The 13,513-nt window shown below is 67.5% G+C and carries 9 protein-coding genes; 6 read left to right on the top strand and 3 right to left on the bottom strand.

Translation table 11 applies throughout. The features are described 5' to 3' along the window. Nucleotides 1–4 precede the first annotated feature (4 nt). Together ACMX2H_RS08775 and ACMX2H_RS08770 are read left to right on the top strand one after the other, a co-directional pair. Entirely contained in the window at nucleotides 5–1,288 is a 1,284-nt protein-coding gene (locus tag ACMX2H_RS08775) for a DUF4192 family protein (RefSeq protein WP_414960126.1), read from the top strand. A 247-nt stretch (nucleotides 1,289–1,535) separates the two neighbouring features. Then, on the top strand, nucleotides 1,536–2,807 hold the full coding sequence (locus tag ACMX2H_RS08770) for an RNA polymerase sigma factor (RefSeq protein WP_414960125.1): 1,272 nt from the start codon (nucleotides 1,536–1,538) through the stop codon (nucleotides 2,805–2,807). Between the two features lie 275 nt (nucleotides 2,808–3,082). Here the strand turns inward: ACMX2H_RS08770 and ACMX2H_RS08765 are convergent, their stop codons facing one another. Next, a complete protein-coding gene (locus ACMX2H_RS08765) occupies nucleotides 3,083–3,304 on the bottom strand; it encodes a DUF7455 domain-containing protein (protein WP_414960124.1) in 222 nt (73 codons plus the stop codon). 250 nt (nucleotides 3,305–3,554) lie between these two features. Here ACMX2H_RS08765 and ACMX2H_RS08760 point away from each other — a divergent pair, with 250 nt between their 5' ends. Continuing rightward, nucleotides 3,555–5,666, top strand: coding sequence for a DNA gyrase/topoisomerase IV subunit B (locus ACMX2H_RS08760; RefSeq protein WP_414960123.1), 2,112 nt, complete (start codon nucleotides 3,555–3,557; stop codon nucleotides 5,664–5,666). Here the strand turns inward: ACMX2H_RS08760 and ACMX2H_RS08755 are convergent. After that, entirely contained in the window at nucleotides 5,663–6,637 is a 975-nt protein-coding gene (locus ACMX2H_RS08755; protein WP_414960122.1) for a M56 family metallopeptidase, read from the bottom strand. The two genes, ACMX2H_RS08760 and ACMX2H_RS08755, sit on opposite strands and share 4 nt — an antisense overlap. Nucleotides 6,638–6,643: 6 nt before the next feature. Then, nucleotides 6,644–7,030, bottom strand: coding sequence for a BlaI/MecI/CopY family transcriptional regulator (locus tag ACMX2H_RS08750; protein ID WP_136785107.1), 387 nt, complete (start codon nucleotides 7,028–7,030; stop codon nucleotides 6,644–6,646). Between the two features lie 187 nt (nucleotides 7,031–7,217). Between ACMX2H_RS08750 and ACMX2H_RS08745 the strand changes: the two genes are divergently transcribed. The 3 genes from ACMX2H_RS08745 to cydD all read left to right on the top strand — a co-directional run bounded on the left by ACMX2H_RS08745 (nucleotide 7,218) and on the right by cydD (nucleotide 13,513). Continuing rightward, the gene (locus ACMX2H_RS08745) at nucleotides 7,218–8,861 is read left to right on the top strand and encodes a cytochrome ubiquinol oxidase subunit I (protein ID WP_414960121.1); all 1,644 of its coding nucleotides are present in this window, start codon (nucleotides 7,218–7,220) and stop codon (nucleotides 8,859–8,861) included. Nucleotides 8,862–8,891: 30 nt separating this feature from the next. Then, nucleotides 8,892–9,911 carry a cytochrome d ubiquinol oxidase subunit II gene (gene cydB, locus ACMX2H_RS08740; RefSeq protein WP_414960120.1) on the top strand — a complete coding sequence of 340 codons (1,020 nt, stop codon included), beginning with the start codon at nucleotides 8,892–8,894 and terminating at the stop codon, nucleotides 9,909–9,911. A 137-nt stretch (nucleotides 9,912–10,048) separates the two neighbouring features. Further along, complete coding sequence (gene cydD, locus ACMX2H_RS08735) at nucleotides 10,049–13,513, top strand: thiol reductant ABC exporter subunit CydD (RefSeq protein ID WP_414960155.1); 3,465 nt, start codon at nucleotides 10,049–10,051, stop codon at nucleotides 13,511–13,513.

Genomic DNA, 13,513 nt, shown 5'->3' with positions numbered 1-13,513 from the left:
TGCCATGGAGAAGAAGCGATTCACGGCCCGCCAGTCCGCCGACGTCCTGGGCTTCGTGCCGCACACGCTGGGATTCCTGCCTGCCGAGAGCGTGGTCCTGCTGTCCCTAGCCGGCGGCCGCCTCGGGGCCACTTTGCGCTTGGACCTTCCCAGAACCGGCGACAACCGCCAGTTGGAGCTGTTTGCCGACACCGCGGCTGACTATCTGCGCTCAGACGAGGAGGCCGACTCATCGCTGCTGATCCTCTACACCCACCACGCGTGGCGCGCAGCAGACCGGCCGCCACATCCTGAACTTGTGGCAGCCCTTGGCCGGTCCCTGGTGGCCGCGGGACTGCCGGTCCGCGGCGGCTGGGCGGTTGGCACCGAGCATTGGCGAGAGCTCTACTGCGCCGATACCAGTTGCTGCCCCTTGCCTGGACGGCCGGTATCGCAGATCCGGGACAGCGCGTTGAACGCCGAACTTGTCTACAACGGCAGCACCTATGCCGCGTCGGCGGCGGAGGCCGCAGCCGAACCAATCCCGGCCGCTCCCCGTGGAGAACGCCCTGCTGCCGGGACGGCACTCGAGGCCTGGGGGTCAGAAGCACCGCCCGGTGCGGGAACGCCGCCGGCATCCGCTACGCCGAGAGCCATCCAACGGGAAGCCGACCAACTGGCCGCCGGACTTGCCGGGAGCTGGACACATCCGGTTTTCTACTTCGCTACGCTGCGCCGGTGGGAGCATGCCCTGACAGCGAACCAGGCCGGCACCATGACGGCCCAAGCACAGGCCTTTCTGCTCGCCAGCTTGACCGACAACGCGGTTCGGGACGCCATTGCCATCTTCGCCTGCAACGGACTTGAGCCCGCTTTCCTATGGGCCGGCGCGGCTGGACTCCTCGATAGACCTGATCCGGGCGCGGACGTGGACGTGGATGCGGACGTCGAGCCGTTGCCGGAGGCCGATGACCCTGCGGCTGCCCGGAACTTGTCCAGGATTCTGGTCGGTGACTCGCCCGTGGCACCCGACTGGCAGCGTGTGGATGCCACCGCGCAGTTACTCGGACAGCTTCACACCGTTGGCACCGGAAGCTCCCGGGCCGCTGCCGGTGCGTTGCATGCCTGGATCGAATGGGCACGGGGCCGCGGCTCGCATGCGCACCAGCGCGCCGAAGGCTGCCTGCGCGAGCACCCCGGGTACCGGCTCGCCGAGCTCGTCCGTGAACTGGCGGCCAGCGGGATGTTGCCGCGTTGGGCACGCCGGCGCGAGACGGCGTGGCCCGGTCCGAGGCATTTGGCTGCTTAGCCGGGCTGAAGGGGAGCCAAATCCGGTTCTTCCGGTGGGCTGAATCGTGAGACAATGGGAACCGAGACCCGGTTGGGTTCGTGTTTCAAACAGCGGTACTTCCCTCGGGAATACCGCAGCCGCGGATCAGGTTATGCGATGCAGACCCTGCGTCCGTGACTTGGTTTGAAATCAAACACGGACTTGACAGGGTCATAGTGGTGTTGCCCGCAGGTAGCGTCACAGACCGCCGTACGAAAGGTTCTCTGTGTCACCGGACAAGAAGACTGTTGCAGCTCCCGATGAGGAGACTGCTGCCTCCGCTCCGAAGAAGTCCGCGACTGCCAAGCGCACCGGCGCCCAGTCAGCGGCAACGGCTGATGCCGCACCCAAGCGGCGCGGCCGGAAGCCGGGTGCTGCCGCCAAGAAGGACGCGGCCACTGCCGATCCGGCCACAGAAGAAGTCGACGAGGATGCAGACGTTGAGCCGGAACCCGCGGACGAAGATGTTGAAGCCGTCGAGGAAGCCAGCGGCAAGAAGGGCAAGGACGGCGAAACCGGTTCCGGCTTCGTCTACTCCGATGCTGACGACGATGACGCACCGGCCCAGCAAGTAGTCTCCGCGGGTGCCACCGCGGACCCCGTCAAGGACTATCTGAAGCAGATCGGCAAGGTCGCCCTGCTCAACGCTGAGCAGGAAGTCGACCTTGCCCTCCGGATCGAGGCCGGGCTCTTCGCCGAAGAAAAGCTGGCCAAGGACGACGGCACCATGGAAACGCGGCTGCGCCGTGACCTGGAGCAGATTGTCCACGACGGCAAGCGGGCCAAGAACCACCTGCTCGAAGCCAACCTCCGCCTGGTGGTCTCGCTGGCCAAGCGCTACACCGGCCGCGGCATGCTGTTCCTGGACCTGATCCAGGAAGGCAACTTGGGCCTGATCCGCGCGGTCGAGAAATTCGACTACACCAAGGGCTTCAAGTTCTCCACCTATGCAACCTGGTGGATCCGGCAGGCCATCACCCGCGCCATGGCGGACCAGGCCCGCACCATCCGCATCCCGGTGCACATGGTGGAAGTCATCAACAAGCTGGCCCGCGTGCAGCGCCAGATGCTCCAGGACCTGGGCCGCGAGCCTACGCCGGAAGAATTGGCCAAGGAACTGGACATGACGCCTGAAAAGGTCGTCGAAGTCCAGAAGTACGGCCGCGAGCCGATTTCGCTGCACACGCCGCTGGGCGAGGATGGCGACTCTGAGTTCGGCGACCTGATTGAAGACTCCGAAGCTGTGGTTCCCGCCGACGCGGTCAGCTTCACCCTGCTGCAGGAGCAGCTCCACTCCGTGCTGGACACGCTCTCGGAGCGCGAAGCCGGCGTGGTGGCCATGCGCTTCGGCCTGACCGACGGCCAGCCGAAGACTTTAGACGAAATCGGCAAGGTCTACGGCGTCACCCGTGAGCGCATCCGCCAGATCGAATCGAAGACTATGTCCAAGCTGCGGCACCCGTCGCGGTCGCAGGTACTCCGCGACTACCTGGACTGATCCCACAACGCAGCAGCAGGGCCGGCACCCGGAGAGGGGGCCGGCCCTGCTGCCGTTAACCCTGCATCCATGACAGTGGCGGTGCCGCAGCGGCTCCGGACGGAGTGGGGCTGCGGGCTGTGGCCGGCGGCTGGCCGGGGCGCGGTTGCGGACAGCCGACGTCCGCCGGAAAAAGCGAAGGGCGCCGCTCCCAATGCGGGGAACGGCGCCCTTCAACGTGGGGGCCGGCCGGGCCATGTCACAGTGAGCTGCATGGGCAGCTCTGAAGCATGGGTCTATTCGGCGCCTGCGCCGGCCTTTTCGGTCAGGCGGCCGGTTTCGTCCTGCCACTCCGAGGCTTTCGAGCGAAGCTGCGGCTCGTGCTGCCGGGCATGGTGCCCGCAGAAGAGGAGCTCGCCGCCGGAGGAGGCCAGGACCACCCGTACATAGGCCTGGGCGCCACAACGGTCGCAACGGTCCATTGCGGTCAGTTCACGGGGGGCTACTGCTGTTGTCATGATGACCTCCTTACGAGTGCGTCTACCCATACAACCATCCGGACCTCGCAAAACTTCGCATCTTAAGGTCACTTTCGCTCACCGCGTATCACAGCTGCATTACAGCGGGAGCTGCGTCACATGCGGTTGACCGGTGCGGCGCGGTGCACAAGCGCGCGGGTAAAGGGGATTAGCCTAGTAACGGTCCGTTATTCGCGGCGGGCCGCGGCCAGGAACCGCCGTTCTGTCTTGCCAAGGAGCACCTGTACACGTGGCGCCAACGAAGTCTGAGTACACAGCACGCCATCTTTCCGTTCTGGAAGGACTGGAAGCCGTCCGCAAACGGCCGGGCATGTACATCGGTTCAACCGATTCCCGCGGGCTGATGCATTGCCTGTGGGAAATCATCGACAACTCGGTTGACGAGGCCCTGGCGGGCTACGGGCAGAGCATCAAGATCACTTTGCACCCGGATGGGGCGGTGGAGATCCACGACGACGGCCGGGGCATCCCGGTGGATGTCGAGCCGAAGACCGGCTTGAGCGGTGTTGAAGTGGTGTTCACCAAACTGCATGCCGGCGGCAAATTCGGCGGCGGCTCCTACACCGCCTCCGGCGGCCTGCACGGCGTGGGCGCCAGCGTGGTCAACGCGCTGTCTTCCCGGCTGGATGTCCAGGTGGACCGCGGCGGCAAGACCTACCAGATGTCCTTCCGCCGCGGCGAACCGGGCAAATTCATCGACCCTGCCAAGGGCCCGGGCCCGGAGTCCCCGTTCGAGCCGTTCGTCACGGGATCCAAGCTGGAAGTGGTGGGCACCGCCAAGCGCGGCGTGACCGGCACACGCATCCGGTACTGGGGAGACCGGCAGATCTTCACCCCGGACGCCAGGTTCTCCTATGAAGAACTGCAGAACAGGGCCCGGCAGACCTCCTTCTTGGTTCCCGGGCTGAAGATCACGCTGCGCGACGAACGCCGGCTGCCCGGTACCCCCGGCGAAGAGGGTCCCTTCGAGGAAGTGTTCCACCACGACGGCGGCATCGGCGAGTTCGTCGACTACCTGGCCAACGACAGCGCCGTCACAGATGTCTGGCGCTTCCACGGCTCGGGAAAATTCAAAGAAACCGTTCCGGTGCTCGACGAGAACGGCCACAGCAAGATCGCCGAGGTCGACCGCGACTGCGAGGTGGACGTGGCGCTGCGCTGGGGCATCGGCTATGACACCACGGTGCGTTCGTTCGTGAACATCATCGCCACGCCGAAGGGCGGGACGCACCAGAGCGGCTTCGAACAGGCGCTGCTAAAGACCTTCCGCAAGGTGATCGAAGCCAACGCACGCAAGCTCAAGGCGGGCAACGACAAGATCGAGAAGGACGACGTCTTCGCCGGCCTGACCGCAGTACTCACCGTCCGCCTGGCCGAGCCGCAGTTCGAAGGCCAGACCAAGGAAATCCTCGGCACCTCAGCCGTCCGTGCCATCGTCTCGCGCGTGGTGGAGAAGGAACTGTCAGCGAAGTTGGGTTCTTCGAACAGGGGAGACAAGGCGCAATCCGCGCTGCTGCTGGAGAAGGTCGTCAGCGAGATGAAATCCCGCATCTCGGCCCGCGTCCACAAGGAGACACAGCGGCGGAAGAATGCGCTGGAAACCTCCACCATGCCGGCCAAACTGATCGACTGCCGCACCAACGACGTGGAACGGTCCGAGCTGTTCATCGTCGAGGGCGACAGCGCCCTGGGCACCGCACGGCTGGCCCGGTCCTCCGACCATCAGGCGCTGCTGCCGATCCGTGGCAAGATCCTCAACGTGCAGAAGGCCTCGGTGGGCGACATGCTGTCCAACGCCGAATGCGCCGCCATCATCCAGGTGGTGGGGGCCGGGTCCGGCCGCAGTTTCCAGCTGGACGCCGCCCGCTACGGCAAGGTGGTCCTGATGACCGACGCCGACGTCGACGGCGCACACATCCGCACACTGCTGCTGACGCTGTTCTTCCGCTACATGCGGCCGCTGGTCGATGCCGGCCGGGTCTACGCCGCGGTGCCGCCGCTGCACCGGGTGGAGATCATCAACGCCGGCTCGAAGGCCAACGAAGTGGTGTACACCTATTCGGAGAACGAACTGCACAAGCTGCTCGCCACCCTGGAGCAGGACGGCAGGAAGTACAAGGAACCGATCCAGCGCTACAAGGGGCTGGGCGAGATGGACGCCGACCAGTTGGCCGAAACCACCATGGAACCCAGGCACCGGACGTTGCGCAGGGTGCGGATCGAGGACGCCGAAGCCGCCGAGCGCGCCTTCGACCTCTTGATGGGCTCGGATGTGGCGCCGCGCAAGGAGTTCATCGTGGCCGGCGCCTCAATGCTGGACCGCGAACGGATCGACGCCTAGGACGCCAGGCCGGGCGCCACCAGCAGCACGGTCGGCACGGCCAGCAACAAAGCTGACCCCAGCAGCACCGCCGACTGCGCCGCGCGGCCGAGGGCCGGAACGGGGGAGAGCAGCCGCCGCAGCCGGTGCGCGGTGACAAAGGTTTCGGTCTCGGCCGCGCCGAGCAAGGCCTTCGCCGGGTCGCCGACGCCGGCGCTCACCGCCGCCCCCGCCTCGGGCCGTTCGCCCGCCGCGACCACGGCGATCGCCCGCACGAGGGTCTCGCGGTCCGAGGTCTTCAACGCGTGGTCGTCGGCGAGCATTTCGGTCAGCTCGTTGACCGCGGTCCGGGCCAGTTTCGACGTGGGCAGCCACGGCAGGGCTGACCGCCAGGCGGCGAAGGCCCACAAAAGCAGATCGTGGCGCTGGTCCAAATGCGCCTTTTCGTGCGTCATCACTGCCTGCAGCTCATCGGGGGAGAGCAGTTCCAGCAACCCGTTGGAAAGCACCGTCACAGAACCGCCGCCGCCCGGCAGGCAGTAGGCGACCGGTGCCGGATGGTTGATCACCAGAGTCCGCGGCGAGTCGGCGGACGGGGAACTGAGCAAGTTCAGCAGATCGCGGTGCCGGCTGCGCTGTTTGCGGATCTTGTAGTAGGTCAGCAGCAAGGTGAAGACCAAATGGACGGTCAGCAGCAGAGCCGCACTCAGGGCGAACACATGGATGAGGTCGAGTCCGGCATCTGGGCTGCCGTCCAGCAACAGCGCGGTCAGGCCCCGAAGGCCCTGCAACAGGTTTTCCCCCAGTGGTTCCAGCCCCCACGTCAGCATGGCCCCGATCATGGACAACCCGCCGGCCAGGGCAATGGCCTGCCACAGCACCAGCGCGCTCTCCGGACTTCGCGCCGTCCAGCGTGCCCGTGAGAGCAGGATGGGCGCCGGCCATGCCAAAATTACCGCCAAGGCGGCCAGCAGGTAGGAGGCCAGGAACATTCGGCTTTAGCTGGAGAGGATCTTGCGCAGCGCCTCGGCCTCTTGCTCCGTGACCGTACCGATGAAGCGGGCCAGGACGGCCTCGCGGTCCGGCGCCGAACCCAGGACTTCGTGCATCAGTTCCACGGTGTGCTCTTCACGGCTGGTGACCGCCCGGTAGCGGTGCGGACGGATGTCCCGGCCGCGCTGGACCAGCCCCTTCTTCTCCAACCGGGACAGGACTGTCAGAACCGTCGTGACGGCCAGCTCCTTGCCGTCCGCTCCGTCGGCGGTGGCCTGAGCCAGCAGGTCGCGCAGTTCGTTGGCCGTGAGCCCGCTTTCGTCGGGATCGGCAGCGTTCTGGGACCACAGCACGTCCATGACTGCCCGTTCCAGATCTCCGAGAGTAGCCATTTGGTTCCTTTTCGTCTCTTAACGTCGAATCAACGGCCCGCGGTACCTTCCCGCGACCGTGCTCTTGGTCTCTAATTTACCGTCTTTCGCGCAAATGTTCTACAGTACGTAGAAGATTAAGTTCTACGGCTTGTAGAAAAGGTTTCCCGGGCCATCCGGGAGCTACGTCAGTCCGGGAGGCAGCGGGTTGGAAGCACTGGAAATCGCACGGTGGCAATTCGGCATCACCACCGTCTACCACTTCCTGATGGTGCCCTTGACCATTGGCCTGGGGCTGCTGGTCGCGATCATGCATACGGCCTGGTACCGCACCGGCAAGGACCAGTACCTGCGGATGACCAAGTTCTGGGGCAAGCTGTTCCTGATCAACTTCATCATGGGCGTGGCCACCGGCCTGGTCCAGGAGTTCCAGTTCGGCATGGCCTGGAGCGAATACAGCCGCTTCGTCGGCGACGTCTTCGGCGCGCCGCTGGCTATGGAAGCACTGCTGGCGTTCTTCGTGGAGTCCATCTTCCTGGGCCTGTGGATTTTCGGCTGGGGCCGGCTGCCCAAGGCCGTGCACCTGCTCAGTATCTGGTGCGCCTCGCTGGCCACCATCTGTTCGGCCTACTTCATTCTGGCCGCAAACTCCTGGATGCAGCACCCGGTCGGCGTCGAAATGATCGACGGGCGGCCCGTCATGGTTGACGTCTGGGCCGTGCTGACGAACAACACCCTGCTGGTGGCCTTCCCGCACACCATCTTCGGCGCCCTCTCGGTGGCCGGCGGGTTCCTGCTGGGCATCAGCTGGTACCACCTGTGGAAGCGGCGCCGCGACGGCATCGATACCGTCGGTGGGGACGGCAAGGTAATCGTCGGTTCGGAGCCTTCCCGCGGCCGGGACGCGGCGGACCATAAAGTCTGGCTCCGCTCGCTGCGGATCGGCGCCGTCGTCGCGGTGGTCTCCTTCGCCGGCGTCTCGCTCACGGGTGACCTGCAGGCCAAGCTCATGTTCGACCAGCAGCCCATGAAGATGGCGGCTGCCGAGGCTGCCTGCCACGACGGCACCGGCTTCTCCATTCTCTCGGTCGGCGACCTCGGCTCGAACGACTGCGCCGACATGGTGGCCGTGGTGGAGCTGCCCGGGATGCTCTCCTTCCTGGCCAACGGCGACTTTGACACCGACATCCGGGGCATCAACACCCTGCTGCCGGAGTACCAGGAACGCTTTGGCACGCATTTGCCGGACGACCCGATCTACGGCGAGCGTGCCGGCACCGAGATCGACTACGTGCCGGTCATGGAGGTCACCTACTGGGGCTTCCGCATCATGATCACCTTCGGCATGCTGGCCGCCGCGGCCGCCGCCGTCGCCCTGTGGGTGGTGCGCAAGGGCACCGTGCCGGAATCAAAGTGGCTGATGCGGCTGGCCGTGTTTGGCATCCTGGCCCCGTTCGGCGCGAACTCGGCCGGCTGGATCTTCACCGAAATGGGCCGTCAACCGTTCGTCGTCGCGCCCAACCCGGATCCCGACGGCATCGACAACGTGTTCATGTTCACCGCCGCCGCGGTCTCGCCGGGCGTCTCGCTGGGAGAGCTGATCTTCTCGCTGAGTGCCTTCACCTTGGTTTACGGCACGTTGCTGGTGGTGGAAGTGAAGCTGCTGGCCGCCTACTGCCGCGGCGGTGTGCCCGCAGCCATGCCTGAACTGCTGCACGCACCGTCCGCGGAAAGTGCAAACAAGGAAAGTGCCAAGAAGGACGACGACGGCGGCCCGCACGGCGGCGGCGACGGCACCGGCGGCCGCGGCAAGGACAGCGACGCTGACGACGTGCTCTCCTTCGCCTACTGAACGGCTCCCACGGAACGATAAGAGGACTACATGGAAACCCTGCCCACTGTCTGGTTCGTCGTCATCGCCTTCTTCTGGACCGGCTACCTGTTCCTGGAAGGATTCGACCTCGGCGTCGGCATGATGATGCGTGGCTTCGCCCGGAACAACTCCGAGCGCCGCGTGCTGCTCAACACCATCGGGCCGGTCTGGGACGGCAACGAAGTCTGGCTGATCACCGCGGGGGCCGCCACGTTTGCGGCCTTCCCGCAGTGGTATGCCGCGCTGTTCTCCGGCCTCTACCTGCCGCTGGTGCTGGTGCTGCTGGCCCTGATTTTCCGCGCCGTCGGCATCGAATACCGCGGCAAGGTGGACTCCGACCGCTGGCGGTCCGGCTGGGACTGGGCGATCGCGTTGGGCTCCCTGGTCGCGGCCTTCGGGGTCGGCGCCATGCTGGGCCTGACCACCACCGGCCTGCCGCTTAACGCCAACGGCGACCGGGTGGGCGGCGCGTTCGCCTGGTTCAACGGCTACGCCGTACTGGGCGGGCTGGCCGTCGTGTGCTTCTGCCTGGTGCATGCGGCAGCGTTCCTGATGCTGAAGACCGACGGCGAGATCAGGTTGCGTGCCAAGGCGCTGGTGCTGCGCTGGCTGCCGGTGGCGCTGCTGCCGATGGCCGTCTGGGCCGCGGCGCTGGTGCTGCGCAACGGCAAGGCGGTCACGGTGGTGACACTGCTGATTGCCGCTATTGGCGCGGTGGCCGCCTGGCTGCTGGCCAAGGCAGGCCGTGACGGGCTCTCATTCACCGGGCTTGGCGTCTTCCTGGTCGCCGGGACGGTGACGATCTTCACCGCGGTATTCCCCACGGTGCTGCCCTCCACCATCAACGAGGCCTTCAACCTGACGGTGGAATCCGCTTCCTCGTCCGATTACACGTTGGGCGTGATGAGCGTGGTGGCACTGTTCGGCATCCCGGCCGTCCTGGTCTACCAGGGCTACACCTACTGGGTGTTCCGCAAACGGGTGAGTTCGTCCGCTATCCCCGCCGCGCACGCCGTCGTCGTGCAGTGAGGTTAAACCAGCGAAGCCCGAACCGGGCCGCGAAGGCAAAGCCGTAAAGACCAAGCGGTGAAGACAGAGCAGTCAAGAAAGAGCAGTGGAGACCGAGCAGTGAAGGAAGTCCCCGTGAAGGAAGCGCAGTGAAGCCCATGCCGCCGGTGGGCGCCGCCGGCAAACGCGCGCTGTACCTGCTGGGGCTAGCCGCCGCCGTCAAGGCCGCCGGACTGGTGCTGCTCGCCTCGGCGGTGGCCGCCGGAGTGGCCGGCCTGGCGGCCGGTACCTTTAGCTGGGACGGGGTGCTGTTGCCCGGGGCCATCGGCGCCATGCTCCGGGCGGCGGCGGCCTGGGGCCAGGACGTCGCGGCTCAGCGGGCGGCAGCGGGAGTCAAGCAGGACCTGCGTGCCCGCCTGGCCGAGCGGATCCTGGAAGACGGAGGTGCTCCGGCCGGCGGCGCCGCCTCCACCGGCGACGGCGCCCTGAGCGTGCTGGCCACCCGGGGCCTGGACAACCTGGACGACTACTACACCAAGTACCTGCCGGCGCTGGTGACCTGTGCCGTGGTGCCTCTGCTGGTGGGGCTGCGGATCCTGGCCGCGGACTGGGTGAGCGCGTTGATTGTGGTGCTCACGCTGCCCCTGGTCCCGGTCTTCATGATCCTGATCGGCAAGCACACCGAAGACCGGACCGAGCAAGCCGCCGCGGCCTTGGACCGGCTCTCGGACCATCTGCTGGAACTGGCCCGTGGTCTTCCGGTCCTGGTCGGTCTGGGCAGGGCGGCGGCGCAGACCAAGGCGTTGCGCGACGTTGCCCGCGCCTACCGCGAACGGACCATGGCCACGCTGCGGGTCGCCTTCCTCTCCTCGTTGGCGCTGGAACTGATCGCCACCATTTCGGTGGCCGTGGTGGCCGTGTTCGTCGGCATCCGGCTGGTGTACGGCGGAATGGAGCTGGAAGCCGGCTTGCTGGCGCTGATCCTGGCGCCGGACTGTTTCCAGCCGCTGCGCGACCTCGGCTCGGCGCACCATGCCAGCGAAGATGGAATGGAAGCGCTCAAGCGCAGCAAGGCCGTGCTGGATGCACCGGCCGGACGGGCCCTGGTGCCCGCCGGCCCGGTGCCCGCCGGCCCGGTGCCCGCCGGCCCGGTGCCCGCCGGTTCGGTGCCTGCCGGCCCGGTTCCCGCCGGTCTGGTGCCTGCCGGTCCGGTGCCCGCCGGTCTGGTGCCGGCAAGCGGGGGAGCACCGGACGTGCGCGTGTCCGGCCTGTCCGCAGCGTACCCCGGCCGGGGGCAAGTGCTGGCCGGGCTGGATTTCACCGCCCCGGCGGGCCGCATCACTGCCCTGTCCGGACCAAGCGGCGGCGGCAAGAGCACAGTGCTGGAAATATTGGCGGGCCTGCGGCGCGACGGTGCGGGCATCCGGCTGACCGGAGAGGTGACCGGCATCCACCGCGGCCGGATCGCCTGGATCCCGCAGCACCCGGTCCCCTCGGAAGCGACGGTGGCCGACGAAGTGGCACTGTACGCGGGCCTGACCGGAGCGGCCGGGCAGGCAGCAGCCAGGGAAGCACTGTCCACAGTAAACGCTGCCGGATTGGCGGACGCCGGCACCGGCGACCTCAGCCCCGGCGAACTGCGGCGGGTGGCCGTGGCCCGGGCATTGGTCCGGATCGAGCACGTCCCGGGGGTGGACGTGCTGCTCGCCGACGAACCCACCGCCCATGTGGACGATTGGAGTGCGCGTGCCATTGAGGCAGCGCTGGCCGGGCTCCGCGGCCGCGTGACCACCGTGCTGGTGGCCCACGACCCGGACACCGCGGCACTCGCCGACCATGTGGTGCCGGTAGCCCCGTCCGGCGGGGGAGCCGCCCCCGCGCTCTCATCCGGCCGCGTCGCACCGACGGCGGAACCGGACACGGACCACACCGAGGCTGCGGCCGAGCGCCGGCACACCGACGCGCCCGATGCCGGAGTCCCCACTGCCGGACCCGGCCTCTGGCGGCAAGTGGCCCTGCTGCGGCCGTGGAGCCCGCGCTTCCTGGCCGCGCTGTGCTTCGGCCTCGGCGCAGCACTCTTCGCCGTCTCGCTGGCCGGACTGTCCGGCTGGCTGATTGTCTACGCCAGCGAGCAACCGCCGATCCTGCACCTGATGACGTCCATCGTCGGTGTCCGGTTCTTCGGCATCGGTCGCTCGGTGCTGCGTTACCAGGAGCGGCTGAAGCTGCACGACGCGGTCTTTGACAGCACCGACCGGCTGCGGCTCCGGTTGTGGAACGGACTGCTGCAGCGGCCGGCAGCGTGGCGGCGGCTGGCGCGCGGCGGCGGCGCGCTGGAACGGCTGGTCGGAGATGTGGACGAACTGCGCGACATCGCTCCGCGGGCCGTCTTTGCCCCGCTGGTCGGGCTGCTGGTGGCCGCGGCCTCCTGTGTAGCCACGGCGCTGTTGATGCCGGCCGCCCTCGGCTGGCAACTGGTGCTGTCGGCGGTCTGTGTGGTGCTGGCGCCCGCCCTGACCCGCTGGGCCGACCGCCACGCGCAGGCTACCAACGTGCAGCTCAAGGGCACGTCACTGAACGCCGTGACGCGGCTGCTGGCAGCCGCCCCCGATCTGGCCGCCAACACGGCTGCCCTACCGCTGCTGCAGCGGGCCCGGCGGTTGGACCGGCAGTCCACAGCGGCAGTGCGGCGCAGCGCCTGGGCCCAGGGACTGGGCCACGGACTGACCGCGCTGGCTTGCTCGCTGGCAGCGGTGGTGATGATTGGGGCAGCTGACGGCACCGCACCTGGGGTGGCCGCCGTCGTCGTCCTCATGCAGTTGGCGCTGGTGGAGCCGTTCATGGCAGTCAACACCGCGGTGCAGCAGTGGGGTGCGTGGCGTGCTGCCGGGGCGCGGGTGGCGCCGGATCTGGGCAGCACGGCGCTCCCTGCCGACCAAGCGGTGGCCGCGCCGGCCGCCGTCGACGAGCTGGAGCTGCGAGATGCGTCCTACCGGTATCCCGACGCGGCCCAGGATGCCTTCTCCGGAGTGGATCTGCGGGTGCAGCGCGGGCAATGGCTCGCCGTGACCGGGCCGTCGGGCAGCGGAAAGTCCACGCTGCTGGGCGTGCTGCTGGGATTCCTGCCGCTGGCCAGCGGACAGTATCTGGTCAACGGTGCGGACGGCGCAGCACCGCGCTCCGCTATCGCTTGGATGCCCCAGGAAGCGCACCTCTTCAACTCCACGGTAAGGGCCAACCTGCTGCTGGCCCGACCGCCGGAAGAGGCGCCCAGCGAGGAGCAGCTGCGCTCGGCGCTGGCCGCGGTGGGGCTTGGCGACTTCCTGGCCGGACTCCCGGACGGACTTCAGACGCGCATCGGCCCGAGCGGGCACTTCTTGTCCGGCGGCCAGCGGCAGCGGTTGGCCGTGGCGCGGGCGCTGCTCGCCGACGCGGACGTGGTGCTGCTGGACGAACCCACCGCGCATTTGGACCGTGAGGCGGCGGACGCCCTGCTGCTGGATCTGCGGCGCGCGCTCGCGGGCAAGGCAGTGGTCATGGTGACCCATGACGAGCGCCAGGCGGCGTGGTGCGAGCACCGCTTGCGGATGTCTACCGGCAAGTACGCTGCTGCCTTAGGCTGA

The sequence above is a fragment of the Arthrobacter sulfonylureivorans genome (assembly GCF_047607445.1).
Classification (GTDB): Bacteria; Actinomycetota; Actinomycetes; order Actinomycetales; family Micrococcaceae; genus Crystallibacter; species Crystallibacter sulfonylureivorans_A.
This window is presented reverse-complemented; position numbering and strand designations above follow the sequence as displayed.